Here is an 18,049-nt window from a genome sequence, read left to right as displayed (position 1 = left end):
CGGGTTGCGCGACCAGATCATCATGGCCAGCGTCTCCAGCAGGATCGATACCCCGATTGCGGTAATGAGCGGCGCGAGGCGCGGCGCCCGGCGCAGGGGCCGATAGGCGGCGCGTTCGATCACGTAGCCGACGACCGCGCATACCGCGGCCGCAACAATGAGCCCGATGATCAACGTCGGGATGTTGCCGAGTCCGGGGAAGTGGTTGTGCAGCACCGAGATGGTCGATAACGCGACCATCGCGCCGACCATCAGTACGTCGCCGTGGGCGAAGTTGATGATGCCCAGAATGCCGTACACCATTGTGTAGCCCAGTGCGATGATGGCATAGACGCTGCCCAGCACCAGTCCATTGATGATCTGCTGGATCAGGATATCCATTTTGCTTGCCCGAAGATGAAATGTGCTCTGGTCCTGCAAGCGAATCGAAACCTGTCACCCGCGAGTCGCCAGAGGCGGCCCAATGGCGTAGATACAGGCGCCGATGTACCCGCCGGGTGAAATTCGCTTATGGGTCGCTCGCCAGACCTTTGCAACGCAGAACTGATGCAATGTCTGGTTGCTCAGCGGGGTATGAGAAAGCAGGCTCGATATTGCCTAGAGCCTGATTTGATTGCTATGTGCGGAATCGCGCGCCCCATAGAGGGGCAGGACTGAAGCCCCGCGCCGGCGCCGACTTCGATGCTGCTAGAGCTAGCATCACTCCGCGCAAAGTCAGAAGACTACTAGCCGCCGCTGCCGCTCACGGTCTTGATCGGTTGCCATTGCCCATCTTTGACTTGATACAGGGTCGACACCGGGCTCTTCTGGTCACCATTCTTATCAAACGATACGTTGCCAGTGATGCCGGTGTAATCCATGGATCGGATCGCAGGAGCGAACACGTCTGGTTTGGTCGACCCGGTCTTTTTCATGGCGTCAATGGCGAGAAGCGTCGCATCATACGCAAACGGAGAGTACGTCAGGTTCTCAGTTCCGAACTTCGTTTTGTACTTGCCCGCGAACTCCCTGCCGCGCGGAAGTGAGGCGAGCGGACGCCCATATTCCCACGCCATCGAGCCGTCGGCCGAGGATCCGGCAATCTTCGTGAAGACCGAGTCCGCTACCGCTCCCCCCCCGAGGAACTGGGCCCGCAAACCGAGTTGTTTCATCTGTTTGACGACCGCGCCAGCCTGCTCGTCGAGGCCACCGAAGTACAGCAGGTCAGCGTTTGACGACTTGATATGAGTCAATTGAGCCCGGAAGTCGACAGCCTTGTCATTCGTATACTGCTGATCGACGATGTTGCCGCCGGCCGCTTTGACTGCCTTGATGAACTCTTCTGCCTCGCCTTGCCCGAAAGCCGTCCGATCGTCCATGACGGCAATGCGCTTCGCATTTAGCACAGTAACTGCATATTTCCCGGCAATTCCAGCATTCTGCGCATCGGTCGGTATCATGCGAAAAACCGTCTTCAGACCGTGTAGCGTGATTTCCGGGTTGGTAGCCGACGCAAGCAGAATGGGAATTCCGGCGTTCGCGTACACGGGCGAGCTAGGCAGTGCAACGCCGGAATTCAGCGGCCCAACCACGAAAGCGACCCCGTCATCCACCAACTTCTGGGCAGTCTGCATCCCGACACGGGGGTCTCCCTGATCATCCATAGAGTCCAGCTCGAATCGCACGGCCGCTCCGCCGATCGTCGGGTGCTGTGCGTTGGCCTCGTCAATCGCCATACGTACGCCGTTCTCGGTGTCCTTTCCCAGGGCGGCGCCGCCGCCGGTCAGCGGCGCAGAAACGCCAATCTTGACTACCTGGTCAGCACTGGCAGTTGCGGGAACACTTGCGCAGAGGCCCGCCATCAGCGCCGTGGAAAGCAGCCCCATACATCTGTTTTTATTCAACATGGTTAAACTCCTGATCGCATCCAAAATTCACTTTCAAAAAATTCGCAAGACCGACGATCTGAAAATCAAATTGCTCCGTCGACGACAGAATCCAATTGATCCCATCACGAGTCTGCCGTCCAATTGCGTCCAATTTTGTAAGACTTCGGGAACCAGCAAATCCACGATTTCGTGTTACTTTCCTCTCGCCTCCTGAGCTCAAAATCGCACTATCGGCTCTGCGAAACGCGCGGAATGCAGACGGGCGGATATCCTTGACGACGCCACAACATCCGCTAGCTTCCGAGTCCGTTGCGAATCGCTATCGCTTCTGTCGCGTTGCTCTGCCTCCACTCAAATCAACACACTCGATGGCTGCTAAGTGCAATGAATACTATCGAGCCGAAATGCAGTTGGCGTAGAACAAAACAGACGACGTTGTGAAGCTTTCAGCCATGCCGGGTATTCACCTAGGCAGAGAAGCCCGACAAAGCGCCTCCCTTGTCGACCAGATGGTGTGGACACGCGCTTAAAATGTGTCCGCTGTCAAGCCCTTAGTGCAGCCGGATAGCCGCGCAAAAGGCCATATGGGGCAATGAGTTAGGCCCGATTCCAGCCGCCGCGCGCACTTGGCCCCATACTGGCCAAGTGCCACCTCATTTGACAAAGCCGTCCGATGGACCCCAAGCGCTTGGCGTAGAGAGCTAAGCAACGGCGCATCGTTGACGGATTGCGTTAACTTGTCTTGGACGAGCGCGATAAGTTTTGACCCCACGTAAGTACCCTGTCTCATCAAAGGCTGACCTCCAGGCTGCCACGCCTCCGGAGGGCAGCGGCGACTCTGCGGAACGAGTTCGATCAAGCGGCTGGCCTCGGCGGGATACGTTCGACAGGTTCTGGGGCGTCGTTCATAAATCTTGCACTGGTTGTCTGTCGAAAGGTTCGGGCAACCACTTCCCAGGGGGGCCGCCAACGTCACAATGACGCGGATCGGCAAGGCTCCGGACATCCCAGAAAATGACCGTTCGCGCTTGAACGTCGCGACAAAATTAGTGAGGGGTGGTTCATCTACCCACGGTATCGCCTCACAAAGCACCTCAACGGGATTTCCATCATGCAGCCAGGACAAAGCTTCTTCAATCGAAAGTGGAAGCCTGAATCCACGGCAGCAATCACCGCATTCGGCACATCGAAAATCAATATCCATTATTCTTAACTCTTCTAAATCGGCAGGCTCGGGTCAACGGAGACCATCTTTTTTAATTTCTATTCAAGAATAAGTCAGCTACGAGCAAGCCTGGATCGATAGCCGTCATAGCGACCGACTGATCCCAAAGGCGTCGTGCGAGCGTGGGGTCCTGTGCCTCTGCGGATCTAGACGCCTCGCCCGAAACACCTCTCACACCGCGAAAACCGATTGGCCCGTAATAGGCGCCAGGCTTCACGGGGGAGGTCGCGCCCTGCAGCGCGGGCCACGCACCCTTATCCGCGCTATTGAGCAGGACGCCAAAGAGACCTTAGGCGCTGGGTACACCAGCATCAGCGCGACACCGGCCGACATAAAGGCACTACGCGGATTGGCCGTGGCTCACTCGACCCTGGTCCAACGCTGGCTGCGGAAGAACGGCCCGATATACCCACGCACTTCGAGCGCCTTGCCGCCCTCGATAGGCTTGAGCCGCACGCCGTAAACCTTGCCGTTGTTCGGATCGAGGATGTCGCCGCCTCCCCAAGTGCCGTCACCGGATGCCTTCACATTGCGCATGATCGTCATGCCCAGCATCGGCTGGTTCTTTCGTTCGTCGGCGCATAGCGTGCACTTGTCGTTCTGGCGCGCCGGGTCGAGCAGTTTTTCAAGCTTCCCGCTCTGAACCCCGGCCGTTTCGCTGATGCGCACCAACGACAGCGGCTGCTTGGTGTCGTCGTCGTACATCTGCCATACGCCCACCGGGGTACTCTGCGCTAGTGCGGCGCCGCCCGTCAGAGTGAGGGCCAGCGTCAAGGCGATCATCGGATTACGTTTCTTCATTGGTTGCTCTTGGTTCTAGTTACCGCAGGGCGGCGGGATTCGTATAGGTTCTCACTTCGATTCCACCAGTGCCTCGCTGGCGTTCCACAGCCGCTCAGCGACAGCGTCGTCGAGCGCCACTGGGTTGGGCGAACGCAGGGGCCATCCGCCGGCGCGGGAAGCCTTGTCCTGGTAGCGGGCGATCTGGCTAAAGTAGGCACCCGATTGCTGCTCGACCTCCGGCGCCAGCAATGCGTGCAGCGTAGTCTGCGCGCCTTCCCATGGTTCGATCATGCCGACCAGACGCAGTACTGGCTGCAGCAGCAGGCGCTGCAGCCACATCGGCAGCGGGATCTTCACAAGGTTGGTGCGCACGAAGCCAGGGTTGACACTGGCGGTCGTCACACCGGTGCCGGCCAAGCGGCGGCCCAGCTCGCGCGCGTGCAGCAGGTTGGCCAGCTTGGATTGCGCGTACGCCTCCCACGTATCGAACGGGCGGCGCTCATAGTTCAGGTCATCGAAGTGGATCTCACCTTTACGGCCCATCGCGAACTCGTGGAAGAAGCTCGACAGGTTGACTACACGTGACGGCGCCCCAGCTTTGAGCCCTTCCATCAACAGGTTGGTAAGCAGGAAGTGCCCGAGGTGATTCACGCCAAATTGGGTTTCGAAACCGTCCTTGGTGCGACCGAACGGCGTCTTCATCACGCCGGCATTGTTGACTAGACCCTGCAGCTCGGGATGGTTGCGGTTCACCTCGGCCGCGAAAGCGCGCACCGACTTTAAGTCGCCCAGCTCGAGCTGGTACACGACCAGCTTGGCCGCCCCCGTTTCGCGGCGGATCTCGGCGGCCACGCGCGTCCCCTCGTTGACGCGCCGCACACCCATGATGACAGTGGCGCCCTGTTTCGCAAGTTGCTGGGCGGTGACCAGGCCGATGCCGGAATTGGCGCCAGTGACGACGTAGGTCTTGCCGGTCAAATTCTGGCTGAGAAGTTCTGAACGAACGATGAGTGGGGTAGACATGTTGTGCTCCGCTGAAGGATATGGTAAATAAGGAACCAGTGGTCTTCAATATAAAAGACCGGTGGTCTTCTGTCAAGCGGTAGTCCACCCGAAACAGTTGAGGCATTCATCACTTTTTTCGATTGATCTTTATGACAACACCAGATTCATTTCAACGAGCGCGTCGGCCAGAACAAAAAGAGGAGCGCCGCCGGCACCTGCTGGGCACGGCCAAGGCGGCCCTGCACGCGGGCATGGATGTGAGAGAGCTGGGCTTGAACGAACTGGCGCGGCAGGCGCAGATGACCAAATCGAACGTGTACCGATATTTTGAGAACCGCGAGGCACTGCTGCTGGCCTTACTGGAGGAGGAGTCGGCGCATTGGAGAGACGATCTGGGCGCCCGACTCGCCGCCGCCCCGCGGGTCTCGCCGGAACTGATCGCTCGCGACTTCGCCAGCGCAAGCGCGGCCTACCCGCTGATGTGCCACCTATTCAGCATCTTGCCTTCTATCATCGAGCGCAACGTCTCGACCGAGAGGCTAACGGCATTCAAGCGCAGCTCATTGAAATTAATATCGGATGTGGCCGAGCAACTTCATCGTTTGGCGCCAGCGCTGCCGCTCACCGCATATGTGACGTTCCTGCGGCTAGCGATGGCGCTGATGATCGGATTGTGGCCGCTCGCAAGCCCGACCCTGGCCCTGAGCAGCGTGCTGGAGCTGCCGGAACTGCAACCGTTGCGCTATGAATTCGAAACCGATCTCGCGGCGGGCCTGCTGCTGGTGCTTCGGGGCTTGGAGTCACCAGTCAACGCCGGGTGACGTCGTCGGCAGAAAACTTGGCCGCTACCATCATCCAGAGGACGCGTTGCGCCGAACCCCAATTTCCCAAGACACTCGATTGTCGCGTACTGTCGCGGCGAGCTGCTGCCCCATCCGCAGCTCAATCACCGGCTTCCACGGCACCGGGCTGAACCCCATTTCATCGTCAAGCATCGCGTAGCGCCCACTGGCAAGCACTACGCTACGCCGGTAGATGCCGGCTACGCGCCGCCCGTCGGACACCGGACGAGGCTCCAGCCCGGTTTCGGCGGCAATGTCCTGTGCGACCTTCGCCAGCTCATACCCTAATCCTAATGACAGCCCGACGGGCCGCAAACTGCGGCAACCGGCTCGGAAGGTTTGCCCCTCGCCCCCCGAGCAGAGGGTCGCCGCCCCGGAGGACAGCGCCCGATACCTATCTACTGATTCTGGACGGACCAAACGTCACGCAGCGGTCCAATCGAGTACCACCTTCCCGCTATTTCCGGACAACATCGTGTCGAATGCTTTCTGATAGTCGGCGACAGGAAAGTGATGCGTGAGGATTGGGGAAAGATCGAGACCGCTCTGAAGCATCGCCACCATCTTGTACCAGGTCTCGAACATCTCCCTTCCGTAAATGCCCTTCAGTTCGAGGCCCTTGAAGATCACCTGATTCCAATCAATCGCCGTCTTTGCCGGAGGAATACCGAGAAGCGCAACCTTACCACCATGATTCATTGCTTCCAGCATTGCGGTAAACGCGCTGGGCACGCCCGACATTTCAAGACCTACATCGAATCCCTCGGTCATCCCCTGATCGATCATGACGCTGTGAAGATCCTCCGTCGAAACGTTGACTGCGCGGGTTGCCCCCATCTGCGTCGCGAGGTCAAGGCGATAGTCGTTGACGTCCGTGACGACCACGTTTCGAGCCCCGACATGTCGCGCGATGGCCACCGCCATCACCCCGATTGGGCCCGCTCCGGTAATGAGAACGTCCTCGCCAACAAGGTTGAACGAGAGCGCAGTATGGGTAGCGTTACCGAATGGGTCACAGATGGCGGCCAGATCGTCCGAAATGTCTTCCGGAATCGTGAACGCATTGAAAGCGGGAATGCACAGGTATTCCGCGAACGCACCTTCGCGATTCACGCCAACTCCCGTGGTGTTTCGGCAGAGATGGCGACGCCCCGCCCTGCAGTTGCGGCAAAAGCCGCAGGTAATGTGGCCTTCGCCCGACACTCGGTCGCCGAGCGCAAAGCCTTTCACTTCCCGGCCCATCTCAACGATCTCACCAACATATTCATGCCCCACATGCATCGGCACAGGAATCGTCTTCTGGGCCCAGTCGTCCCATTTCCAAATGTGGATGTCGGTGCCGCAAATGGCAGTCTTGCGAATGCGGATCAACACGTCGTTCGGCCCCACCTGCGGTCGCTCGACCTCCGTCAGAGTGAGACCTGGCCCGCGCTCAAGCTTAGCTAATGCTTTCATTGCTGTGTTTCCTGTCGGTCAAGGTATCGCAGTTGCACGAAGCCAACGGCTTTACTGAATCACTCCAAGCGAACGGCCGACACGCGCGAACGCATCGACCGCGCGATCAATCTGTTCGAACGTATGGGCGGCGCTCATCTGTGTCCGGATCCGCGCCCTGCCCTTCGGCACGACCGGGTAGGAAAAGCCAATTACGTAGACACCTTCCTTCAGCAGTGCCTCCGACATATTCAACGCCAATTGAGCGTCACCCAGCATGACCGGGATGATCGGGTGCTCGCCCGGAACGAGGTCAAAGCCCAGCGCGCTCATCGACTTGCGGAAATGCGCACCATTTTCTCGAACGCATTGGCGCAGCGCGACTCCTTCATTGCCGGCGAGTAGTTCGAGGACCCTCAGGGACGCCGAGGCAATGCTTGGTGTGAGCGTGTTCGAAAAAAGATAAGGACGGCTTCGTTGCCGGAGCATGTCAACGATCTCCTTGCTCGCAGCAACGTATCCGCCCGATGCGCCGCCCAGTGCTTTGCCGAGGGTCCCGGTGATGATGTCAACGCGCCCGAGAACGCCACAGTGTTCGTGGGTTCCTCGGCCGTTCGTACCGACAAATCCGACCGCGTGCGAGTCGTCCACCATAACGAGCGCGCCATATCGATCGGCGAGGTCACAGATACCCTGAAGGTCAGCAATAATTCCGTCCATCGAAAACACGCCATCCGTCGCGATCAGCTTGAATCGAGCGCCGGCAGCGTCCGCTTCTTTCAGACGAGTTTCGAGATCGGCAAGATCATTGTTTTTGTAGCGGAACCGCTTGGCCTTGCAGAGACGTACGCCGTCGATGATGCTGGCGTGGTTGAGTTCGTCGCTGATGATCGCGTCTTCCTCACCGAGCAACGTCTCGAAAAGGCCGCCATTCGCATCGAAGCAACTGCCGTACAGGATTGCATCTTCTGTGCCCAGGAATTCGGCCAGCTTTTCCTCAAGCGCCTTGTGAACGCTTTGCGTACCGCAGATGAAACGAACGGATGCCATGCCGAAGCCATCTGCATCCAGGCCAGCCTTCGCTGCTTCGATCAGTCGCGCGTCGTTGGCCAGTCCCAGATAGTTATTGGCGCAGAAGTTTAGCACTTCCTGACCGCTTTCCAGTTTGATGCCGGACGCCTGAGGACTCCAGATGACGCGCTCAGTCTTATAAAAACCTGCAACACGCATCTCTTCAAGCGTCGCGCGCAGATGTGAACGGAACTGATTCTTCATGCATTCTCCCAGATATGCCGGGGTTAGGAAGTAACTGTCGAACTCTGGCTTCTCTGCCTGTAGCCCTTCGGTGCTACTTATAAAAACGTTGATATACCAAAGCATTCGATATATCCAATAATTTAATCAGCAATTAGCGACGTTGACCGCGAGCCCCCCCTGAGAGGTTTCCTTGTATTTGGACAGCATGTCGAGACCGGTTTGCCGCATAGTCTCGATTGCCTCGTCCAGCGACACCCTGTGCGTGCCGTCGCCTCTTAGCGCCAATGACGCTGCGACAATTGCCTTGTTGGCGCCGAACGCGTTACGTTCTATACATGGAATTTGCACCAACCCTCCGACCGGATCGCACGTCATGCCCAGATGATGTTCGAGAGCGATCTCCGCAGCGTTTTCGATCTGATAGGGCGAAGCGCCAAGCACTGCGGCTAGACCAGCAGCTGCCATTGCTGCCGCCGAACCGACTTCACCTTGGCATCCAACCTCAGCACCCGATATCGACGCATTCATCTTGACCAACCCGCCGATGGCAGCAGACGTAAGCAGGAAGTCACGCGCACCTTCCTCCGAATAGTTATTGCAAAAATCGCGGTAGTACCGAAGGACAGCCGGCACGATCCCGGCCGCGCCGTTGGTTGGTGCAGTGACGACGCGGCCGCCCGAGGCGTTTTCCTCGTTCACTGCGATAGCGTATGCAGAAACCGAATCCATAATCTCGTGCGGATACTTGCATTTCTCCACATGGCTAATCTGGATCTTTTCGTAAAGTGCCTTGGCCCTACGCTGCACATTCAAATTACCTGGCAAACGGCCCTCAGTACGCAGGCCGCGATCAATACAGTCAAACATTGCATTGCGGACCATGTCCAGACCGGCCCTAACCTCATCGTGGCTTCGAAGACCCTCTTCATTTACACGCTGAATTTCGGAAATGCGCATTCCGGTGCGATTGCACAGCTCGAGCAATTGAACACCATTTCTGAAGACATGCTTCGCGGGCTCCTGCGGAGGCGCTGACGCGCTTTCCCCCTCGATTGTGACGAATCCACCTCCGATGGAATACGCAATTCTTTCCAGCAGGAGATCCCCTGCCGCGGAGAATGCCCTGAACCGCATCCCGTTGGTATGCCCGCTAAGCAGCGTCTCGTAATCAAATTTCAAATCCTGCACAGGATCAAAGCCGACGGGGCGCTCGCCGCGCACGATGAAACTTTTGAACTCTTTAAGCTGCCTGACGAGTTCAACAACCTTGTCTGGATCGACGCCGACCGGTGTTTCGCCGAGCAGTCCCAGACAGATGGCAGAATCCGTTCCGTGCCCGAAGCCGGTCCAGGCGAGTGACCCGAACAGCTCAACGGATATCCGCGAAGTGTCCGGACTGAGTTCATCGCGGAAGCTCTTCGCTGCGACCATCGGCCCAACCGTATGCGACGATGACGGGCCGATGCCAATCTTGAACAGATCGAATGTGCTAATCATGTCGATGTGAATGACAGGTTAGGGTGGGTTGTAGACTGCGGCCGAATTTTGCCGGCGACGCCCGAAGCGTTCCTGCTACCGGTCATCCCCTGGCTGGCGCGACCGCTCAAACGCTTCACGCGAGTTGGTCAGTCGAACACAAAGGCGGTTCGTATCTTTGCGTATCTTCGGCTTGTGCAACGTGATGGAGACCGCTTCCATCTCTGCGTAGGAGACGAACGACCACGCGGCAATCTCAGCGGCCAACGACTCAAGTAGACGAATGTGTGGGCGACCTGCGAGATAGTTGATGAGCCGCGTGCAATATGCGTCGTAGTCAATATAGCGATCGCTCGAAGGGAATCCTGATGAGTAGGTAAATACCCCGTCAAAAACGACCGGCTGCGGCGCGCTCTCTTCATGGGGATGCAGTCCTACTCGCACAAAGATGCGCAATCCTTCCACAATGATCTGGCAAGCAACTCCACGGGCCTCGTTCGACGTAAGAGTTACGTTCGCGGGTAGATCATCCATGTTCATCCTCGAGCCCACTGTTATCGGAAAACGATGGTCCGCGTTCCGCTCAGGAACACGCGACGCTCGATATGAAGCCGCACCGCCTTCGCCAGAGCTAGAGATTCCAGATCACGACCGGCCGCCGCAAGGTCCTCTGCGCGAAACTGGTGATCCACGCGCTCGATCGCCTGCTCGATGATAGGACCTTCGTCGAGATCGGAGGTCACATAGTGCGCAGTTGCACCGATGAACTTGACGCCACGATCGTAGGCCTGACGATACGGCTTAGCACCCTTGAAGCTGGGCAGCAGTGAATGGTGGATATTGATCGCCCTTCCAGCCAATTTCCTGCACAGATCGTCGGACAGTACTTGCATGTATCGTGCGAGGATAACCAGTTCGCTTCTTGTTTCTTCGACAAGCCCAAGCAATTCGGCTTCCTGTGCCGGCTTTCTCTCAGGGGTCACCGGTAGAACGTGATACGGGATGCCATGATGTTCCACCTGAGCGCGAAGCGTCTCATGGTTCGATACAACGGCGCTGATATCCATACCGAGATCGCCCGTGCGCACGCGATAAAGAAGGTCTTCGAGACAATGGTCCGCCTTGCTGACCATAACCAGTACGCGGGGTCTATAAGCTCGCGCTTGAATGTGCCACTGCATGCCAAACCGCGCCGCCGTCCGCGGGAAGTCCTTGCGAAGGATGGCCAGCGTTTCAGGGGCATTTTCACAAGCTCTGAATACGACGCGCGAATAGTAGTGATTCGCCTCTTCGTCGTCGTACTGGGCGAGCTCGGTGATGTCACAATTGTGTTCTGCAAGAAAGGTTCCGACTGCGCCCACGATGCCACGTGCGCCCCGACTGGTTACCGTCAGCACATAGTAGTCTGCGTCAATCGTGCGATGAACGTCAGGTTCAACCGTGGCCCCTTCAACTTCTCTTATTACGTCAGCGAGCGACATTCCTGCTCCTACATATGCATTCAAGGAACGCACGGACTTGTGCATTCCCGATAAATCAACCTTCTCAGTCAGTCCCTGTCCTCGTAAATGGGAAAACGGGCACACAAATCGCGAACTTGGTCGCGAACCGAGTTCGCAACGGTTGCGGCTTCGATATCGCCGGCCGACGTGGACCTAAGTACCTGAACGATGAGATCTGCGACAGTCTCGAACTCCTTAACACCAAAACCACGGGTCGTTCCTGCCGCAGTGCCCAGGCGGATTCCGGACGTGATTGCCGGACGTGCCGGGTCAAAGGGAATCCCGTTTTTGTTGCAGGTCAGACCAGCTTTCTCCAGCGCGATTTCTGCATCCTTGCCGGTTACTCCAAGCGGACGCAGATCGACTAGAACGATGTGGCTGTCCGTACCACCGGAGACAATCGTTGCGCCGTGATGCGACAGTCGAGCGGCAAGCGCACGTGCATTGACCAGAACCGACTCGGCATAGCTGCGGAACGACGGCTCGAGTGCTTCGCCGAAGGCCACAGCCTTTCCAGCAATCACGTGCATCAGCGGCCCGCCTTGAAGACCGGGAAAGACCGCGGAATTAATCCTCTTGGCCAAAGCTTCGTCATTCGTGAGAATGAGGCCCCCGCGCGGACCGCGAAGGGTCTTATGAGTCGTGGACGTAACGACGTGTGCGTGTTGCATCGGCGATGGATACACCCCTGCAACGATAAGACCTGCATAATGCGCCGCGTCCACGAGCAGGTAGGCACCCACGTCGTCGGCAATAGCGCGGAAGCGGGCAAAGTCGATCTGACGCGGATAGCTTGACCCGCCAGCGATAATCATCTTCGGGCGATGCTCCTTTGCCAGACGCGCCACTTCATCGTAGTCGATATGCGCCGTGTCCTGACGAACGCCGTAACCGATCGCGTTCAGCCATTTACCAGACAGCGTCGGCGGCGCCCCGTGCGTGAGATGCCCACCCGCCGACAAAGCCATGCCGAGAATCGTATCGCCCGGTTGAAGGAGGGCAAACATAACAGCGCTGTTTGCTTGCGCGCCCGAATGTGCTTGCACGTTCGCAAACTCGCAGCCGAACAGCTTCTTCGCGCGATCGATCGCAAGTTGCTCGACCACATCGACGTGCTCGCAACCACCGTAGTAGCGACGTCCGGGATAGCCTTCGGCGTATTTGTTCGTGAGCACGGAACCCTGAGCGGCCAGGACCGCCTGGGAAACAATGTTCTCCGATGCGATAAGTTCGATCTGATGTTGCTGACGATCGAGTTCGTCGCCGATTGCGCTGAACACCTCCCGATCAACGAAGTCTTCCGGCGTGAACTGAATCGGAGAAAACTCGACAATAGATTTCATGATAAGTTGTCCTAATTAGTATCAATCGTTGTTTGTAGACTGGCGTGGAGACGCATAGCAGGTACGACCCAAATACACCGACCCGAGGCGAAACCGCTGGCCCGCAGTCCTTCTCCACCAGCCCACGCCCTGCCCGTCAGATCTTCTTAGTCCGCGAGCTATCAGCGATAAGACTCACGACGCCTTGTATGACGAAATTCTGCTTTCCCGCGTCGCGGCATGTTGGAGCCAATCGGAAAAGTAGGAAGCCCGGCTACGCTCGACGCCTAGCAACCATCCGTCGTCGTTGCTTCTCAAGAGTACGACTGGGATACCAGCAAGCAGCGTTCGCTTGCAACACCCCTCGGGTAGCCCTTTTGTATCGAGAGAGACGAAGCCGCCCGCCGTCAGAACGTCCAGCGATTTCGGCCCATTCAGTTCGAACCACGAGAGATAGTCGGAAAACACGGCGGCGTTCACCCGCTTGTCGGGAAATGAGCCATTCACGCGTTCGATCAACTGGAACTCATCATCGGGCCTGCAGAGAACGAGCCACGACCGCGGCGTCAGCCACAGGCCATTGGTGCCTCGATTGCTGGCCGTCGTCATCCCCGGTCCTGCCGGTAGACTGAACTCAAGAATCTCTGCCAGACGGGTCGTAACGCCCGCGACGTCGACTGCGCAGTTGATGATGACGGAGCCGATGTCCGAACGCTCTGACAGCGTCGCGCATTGCGCGCCGAAGCTAGCGATAGGCGCAGCTGTGCCGAACGAAACGCCGAGTGCAGAGATGGATTTGAGCGTCATGCTTGCAACCTGTCATTGCTGGGATCATAGAAGGTCGGGTTACAGATCTTGCAGGTAATGACCTTGCCGTCGCTGTACACCTGGACCGTATCGCCATCGCGGCTATGGCCTTTTTCGATCAGTGCCAAACCGATCGACCGCCCGACTGATGGGCTGTAGCACGCGGACGTGACATAGCCGATCGTCGGGCACGGAACCATGCTGTGCCCGTCACCCAGCACCCGTCCGCCCACGCTCAGACTGCCGGTCAACGCGGTGAGGCCGACCAGTTGCTCCTTCTCCTCGCTCACTGCAAAGGAGAGTTTCAGGGAACGCCGGCCGATGAAATCGCCCTTTCGCTTGGAGATCAGCGAACCCATTCCAATATCGAGCGGCGTGGTACGTCCGTTCGTTTCGGAACCGAGGTGGATATACCCCTTTTCCAACCGCAAGCGAAGCCATGCTTCCATACCGACCGGTCGGACCTTTAAGGCATCGCCCTTCTCGATGATCGCTCGCATCAGTGCGGACGCAAACCGAGACTGCACCGAAATCTCGTACTGCAGTTCACCCGTGTAACTGATCCGCGCGACGCGTGCGGGAACACCACAGATCTGACCTTCCCGGAAATCCATGTGTGGAAAAGCCTCATGCGAGATGTCAAAGCTCGGATCCAGTCGCGCCAGCAGATCCCGCGCTTTCGGACCAGCAATCGCAATGGATGCCCAGTTGGACGTCACGGCCGAGATCGCCACCCGCATATGCGGCCATTCCGTCTGGCGCCAACGTTCGAACCATGCTGCCACTGCTTCAGCGTTGCCCGACGATGGTCCTGCCAGAAAGTGATTTTCGCCGATACATGTCACGACACCGTCGTCGAAGATGACACCATCTTCACGCAGCATCACCGAATAACGGATGCGGCCCGGCTTGAGCGTCGCCATATTCGAAACGTAGAATTTGGCGAGAAACTCGGCTGCATCAGGACCGGTCACCTCGATCTTGCCCAGCGACGAGCCGTCGAACATGCCCACGTGATTGCGTACAGCTGACATCTCCGCCGCGACAGCGTTTTCACGATCGCTGCCGTTCGACTGATACCAGTCGGGACGCTCCCATCCGAAATCCTCCATCACGCCACCGATCTCACGATGTACATCGTCTCCCGGCAGGTAACGCCGTGGCTGATGGCGGTCGCCCAACCGACCGTTTGCGATAGTACCCATGCGTACTGCCGTATAAGGCGGTCGGAACGTGGTGGTCCCAACGGCCTCCATCTCGCGACCAGTCGCCTTCGCCATGACTGCGAGGCCGTTGATGTTGGAGGTTCGGCCCTGATCGGTACCCATCCCAAGCGTCGTATACCGCTTCAGATGCTCAACGGACACATAATTTTCCCGCGCCGCGAGTTCGACATCGGAAACCTTGACATCGTTTTGCAGATCCACCCACATCTTGCCTGGCGAGCCGCAGGACGGCTTCCAGATCGGATCGACCGATCCATAGCTCCGCGCGACCGCCGAGGGTCCCGCAACACTTACGGTCCGGTCGTGCCCCTTCGCAATCTCAACGGCCGCGCTCCACGCGTCGGCCATGGACTCGATCAGGTCTGCCGTTCCTGCCGCTCCGCCTACTATCTTCCACCCCAACGGAGCGCTAGAGCAAATAAACGTGCTGCTGTTCGCGTCATAGGTCGGCTTCGCGCCTCTATGCGCCGCTAGATGGATAAGGGGCGTCCATCCTCCGGACACCGCGAGTCCATCACACTGGATTTTCTTGCGGCTGCCATCGCGGCCGCGAACCGTAACGCTCACAAGTCGACGGTAGCCACCTGACTTCTCGATTTCGCTCTCAAAGAAGCAAGGAATGTTGAGCGCCTGAGCTTCCTTCGCATGCACCGCTTTGTGCCTGCTACGGGTGTCGATGATCGCTGCCACCCGCGCACCTGCGCGATGAGCATCAATGGCAGTCAGGTAGGCGCCGTCGTTGTTTGTGTAGACGGCAAGCTTCTTCGCTGGACAGACCCCGAACTCGCCAATCAGTCGGCGTACGGCCGAAGCCAGCATGATTCCGGGCCGATCATTGCCTTCGAAAAGCATCGGGCGATCAATCATACCCGTCGCCAAGATCACGTTGTTCGCCCGGACCTTCCAGTGACGCTCGGCTCGGACACCCTTTCCGTCAACGAAGGCCTGTACCAGCGTGAAGAAGTTCCCCTCATACGCACCGGTCACCGTCGTCCCTGAGAGGACGGTAAATCCGGAACGGGCCCGCATATCCTCTATTACGGACGCGGTCCATGCGCGCGCTGATTTGCCGGCAATTTGCGCCATCTCCCAAAGGCCCGATCCGCCGAGGGTTGCCTGGTCATCGACGACAAATACATCCAGACCGCTTTCCAGGAGCGCGCTGGCCGCGGTCAGCCCGACAGGGCCAGCACCGATGACGAGGACGTCACATGACGCGTGTCTGTACTGGACATCATGGCGGTCAACCGATTCGTCAGGACGACCAAATCCGGTCGCGCGGCGCACAAATGGTTCAAAGTGCTTCCAGTCCGGCCATTTGAACGTCTTGTAGTAGAAGCCGGCGGCGAGAACCTTCGAAGCAAGCTGCGCGACAGCACCAATGTCGAAGTTCGGCGACGGCCAACCACTCACCGTCTCGGCTTGCATCCCTTCGGCAAGACGAATCTGACCTGCGCGCAATGCTGGATAGTAAGCGTAGCCGTCGCGAACAGCGAGCATCGAGTTCGGATCTTCCAGCCCAACGCCATAGAACCCGCGAGGACGGTGATATTTAAAACTGCGCGCGATTACGTTGACGCCATTTGCCAACAGGGCAGACGCCAGCGTATCGCCCGGATGGCCATACATGGTCGCCCCATTGAACGTGAAGCTGATACGCTTCGTGCGATCAATGAGGCCGCCATCTGCCAGGCGGTGGCTTTGCGATACTGTACTCATCGTGCAACCTCTTCCGGGACTGCAGCGTTTTCAAAGCGAGTCACGTTTCCAATCTGATGGGTCACCGTGTCACGCTCTGCCTTGAACCACTGGCCACAACCCGCTGCGCAGCACCATTGCTCAACAATTTCGCCCTTAGGGTTGTCGCGCATGAACAGATAGTCCGTCCATTGGTCGTTCGTTACCGCTTCCGGATCCAGAGGGCGAGTAACATCCGCCTCGCCACCATATGTAAGCTCTTCTTCTGAGCGAAGCTCATTGCAATGAGGACATCGAATTACGATCATGATTTCTACCGTCAGTGTGCGATACCAGCAGCAGCGCCCTCGTCGATGAGGCGGTTGCTGCGGAAGCGATCCAGACCAAACTTTTCTGCAAGAGGATGCGTTCGGCCAGTACTAAGCGAATGTGCGAGGAGAGTCCCACCCGCCGGAATCGCCTTGAAGCCGCCAGTGCCCCAGCCGCAATTGATAAACATGTTGTCGATCGGCGTTGCACCGATGATCGGGGAGCTGTCCGGGACGATGTCAACGATGCCAGCCCAATGTCTCATCAGGCGTAACTGCCCGTAAATCGGGAACATTTCCACCGCCGCTGTGACTACTTTCTCGATTGTCGGAAAGTTTCCACGCTGTGCGTACGAATGGTATAGATCAAGCACGCCACCCATTACCAGTTCGCCTTTTTGCGTCTGGTTGATGTAAACACCCGTACCGGGCGAGATCACGACGTGGTCGAGCAACGGCTTGATCGGCTCGGACACCATCGCCTGCAGGGGGCGGCTAGTAACAGGCAGTCGAAATCCGGCAAGCGAAGCAATCACGCTCGAATGGCCTGCGACTGCTACACCCACGCGATCGCATGCGATAAGTCCTTGGGTGGTGACAATTTCAGTGACCTTGTTGCCGGCCTTGACGAACTCCTTGACCTCGCAGTTCTGAATGATGTCAACACCGAGCCTGCTCGCCCCGCGCGCATAACCCCAAGCTACGGCATCGTGGCGAATCGTCCCACCACGCCGCTGAATGAACGCGCCCATAACGGGATACCGCGCGCTGCCGTCAACGTTCAGGTGAGGCATCATTTCCTTAACGGTCGCGCGATCGATGATCTCGCCATCGATGCCATTGCAGCGTAACCAGTTAGCCTTATGCTGGGCAGATTCCATCTGATGGTGGTTGTGGATCAACGTGAGCCATCCACGCTGCGAGAGCATGATATTGAAGTTGAAGTCCTTCGACAGTCCCTCGTACAGTCGGAGCGCGAGGTCATAGATAGCCGCGCTCTCGGGAAACATATAATCGGAGCGGACGTTCGTCGTATTGCGACCGGTGTTTCCGCCGCCGATCCAACCTTTTTCCAGAACAGCTACATTCGTTATGCCATGCTCTTTGGCGAGGTAATAGGCCGTGGCGAGGCCATGGCCACCGCCGCCAATGATCACGACGTCATAGTGCCGCTTCGGGGCGGGCGAGCGCCAGGCTGCCGGCCATTTCTTATTGCCCGAAAGGGCGCCGGCGACGAGGCTCGATAGAGAGTAGTTGGTCCAACCCATTTGGAGTTTCCCATCAGATCCGAGACGC

General features: G+C 58.0%; 16 protein-coding genes and 1 pseudogene. 1 reads left to right on the top strand and 16 read right to left on the bottom strand.

What is annotated here, in order from left to right; translation table 11 throughout:
• From ACO1XS_RS21895 to ACO1XS_RS21875, 5 genes are all read right to left on the bottom strand, one after another.
• The coding region (locus ACO1XS_RS21895) for a branched-chain amino acid ABC transporter permease (RefSeq protein WP_486391684.1) at positions 1 to 381 on the bottom strand (381 nt) is incomplete at its 3' end.
• A 344-nt stretch (positions 382 to 725) separates the two neighbouring features.
• Entirely contained in the window at positions 726 to 1,886 is a 1,161-nt protein-coding gene (locus tag ACO1XS_RS21890; protein ID WP_414720194.1) for a branched-chain amino acid ABC transporter substrate-binding protein, read from the bottom strand.
• A 508-nt stretch (positions 1,887 to 2,394) separates the two neighbouring features.
• A complete protein-coding gene (locus ACO1XS_RS21885) occupies positions 2,395 to 3,072 on the bottom strand; it encodes a YkgJ family cysteine cluster protein (protein WP_486391683.1) in 678 nt (225 codons plus the stop codon).
• A gap of 381 nt (positions 3,073 to 3,453) precedes the next feature.
• Positions 3,454 to 3,894, bottom strand: a complete 441-nt coding sequence (locus ACO1XS_RS21880) for a DUF2147 domain-containing protein (RefSeq protein ID WP_486391682.1) — start codon at positions 3,892 to 3,894, stop codon at positions 3,454 to 3,456.
• Between the two features lie 51 nt (positions 3,895 to 3,945).
• The gene (locus ACO1XS_RS21875) at positions 3,946 to 4,899 is read right to left on the bottom strand and encodes an SDR family NAD(P)-dependent oxidoreductase (RefSeq protein ID WP_331568256.1); all 954 of its coding nucleotides are present in this window, start codon (positions 4,897 to 4,899) and stop codon (positions 3,946 to 3,948) included.
• Between the two features lie 131 nt (positions 4,900 to 5,030).
• Between ACO1XS_RS21875 and ACO1XS_RS21870 the strand changes: the two genes are divergently transcribed.
• The gene (locus tag ACO1XS_RS21870; RefSeq protein ID WP_331568257.1) at positions 5,031 to 5,702 is read left to right on the top strand and encodes a TetR family transcriptional regulator; all 672 of its coding nucleotides are present in this window, start codon (positions 5,031 to 5,033) and stop codon (positions 5,700 to 5,702) included.
• Between the two features lie 30 nt (positions 5,703 to 5,732).
• Here ACO1XS_RS21870 and ACO1XS_RS21865 read toward each other — a convergent pair.
• From ACO1XS_RS21865 to ACO1XS_RS21815, 11 genes and pseudogenes are all read right to left on the bottom strand, one after another.
• Positions 5,733 to 6,002: pseudogene (locus ACO1XS_RS21865) on the bottom strand (DUF3363 domain-containing protein); the annotation flags it as partial.
• A gap of 144 nt (positions 6,003 to 6,146) precedes the next feature.
• Positions 6,147 to 7,178, bottom strand: coding sequence for an L-threonine 3-dehydrogenase (gene tdh / locus ACO1XS_RS21860; protein ID WP_486391681.1), 1,032 nt, complete (start codon positions 7,176 to 7,178; stop codon positions 6,147 to 6,149).
• 51 nt (positions 7,179 to 7,229) lie between these two features.
• The gene (locus ACO1XS_RS21855) at positions 7,230 to 8,432 is read right to left on the bottom strand and encodes a glycine C-acetyltransferase (protein WP_331568259.1); all 1,203 of its coding nucleotides are present in this window, start codon (positions 8,430 to 8,432) and stop codon (positions 7,230 to 7,232) included.
• 126 nt (positions 8,433 to 8,558) lie between these two features.
• Complete coding sequence (locus ACO1XS_RS21850) at positions 8,559 to 9,911, bottom strand: L-serine ammonia-lyase (RefSeq protein WP_486391680.1); 1,353 nt, start codon at positions 9,909 to 9,911, stop codon at positions 8,559 to 8,561.
• A 75-nt stretch (positions 9,912 to 9,986) separates the two neighbouring features.
• Entirely contained in the window at positions 9,987 to 10,424 is a 438-nt protein-coding gene (locus ACO1XS_RS21845; RefSeq protein ID WP_331568261.1) for a dihydroneopterin aldolase, read from the bottom strand.
• Between the two features lie 20 nt (positions 10,425 to 10,444).
• Positions 10,445 to 11,371 carry a formyltetrahydrofolate deformylase gene (gene purU / locus ACO1XS_RS21840; protein ID WP_486391679.1) on the bottom strand — a complete coding sequence of 309 codons (927 nt, stop codon included), beginning with the start codon at positions 11,369 to 11,371 and terminating at the stop codon, positions 10,445 to 10,447.
• 68 nt (positions 11,372 to 11,439) lie between these two features.
• Entirely contained in the window at positions 11,440 to 12,735 is a 1,296-nt protein-coding gene (glyA, locus tag ACO1XS_RS21835; protein WP_331568263.1) for a serine hydroxymethyltransferase, read from the bottom strand.
• 174 nt (positions 12,736 to 12,909) lie between these two features.
• The gene (locus tag ACO1XS_RS21830; RefSeq protein ID WP_486391678.1) at positions 12,910 to 13,521 is read right to left on the bottom strand and encodes a sarcosine oxidase subunit gamma; all 612 of its coding nucleotides are present in this window, start codon (positions 13,519 to 13,521) and stop codon (positions 12,910 to 12,912) included.
• Entirely contained in the window at positions 13,518 to 16,466 is a 2,949-nt protein-coding gene (locus ACO1XS_RS21825; protein WP_486391677.1) for a 2Fe-2S iron-sulfur cluster-binding protein, read from the bottom strand. The genes ACO1XS_RS21830 and ACO1XS_RS21825 overlap by 4 nt, the downstream gene beginning before the upstream one ends.
• Positions 16,463 to 16,753, bottom strand: a complete 291-nt coding sequence (locus tag ACO1XS_RS21820; RefSeq protein ID WP_331568266.1) for a sarcosine oxidase subunit delta — start codon at positions 16,751 to 16,753, stop codon at positions 16,463 to 16,465. Before ACO1XS_RS21820 ends, ACO1XS_RS21825 begins: the two co-directional genes overlap by 4 nt.
• Positions 16,754 to 16,764: 11 nt before the next feature.
• On the bottom strand, positions 16,765 to 18,021 hold the full coding sequence (locus ACO1XS_RS21815; RefSeq protein WP_331568267.1) for a sarcosine oxidase subunit beta family protein: 1,257 nt from the start codon (positions 18,019 to 18,021) through the stop codon (positions 16,765 to 16,767).
• Positions 18,022 to 18,049 lie beyond the last annotated feature (28 nt).

The organism is Trinickia sp. (genome assembly GCF_057351765.1).
This window is presented reverse-complemented; position numbering and strand designations above follow the sequence as displayed.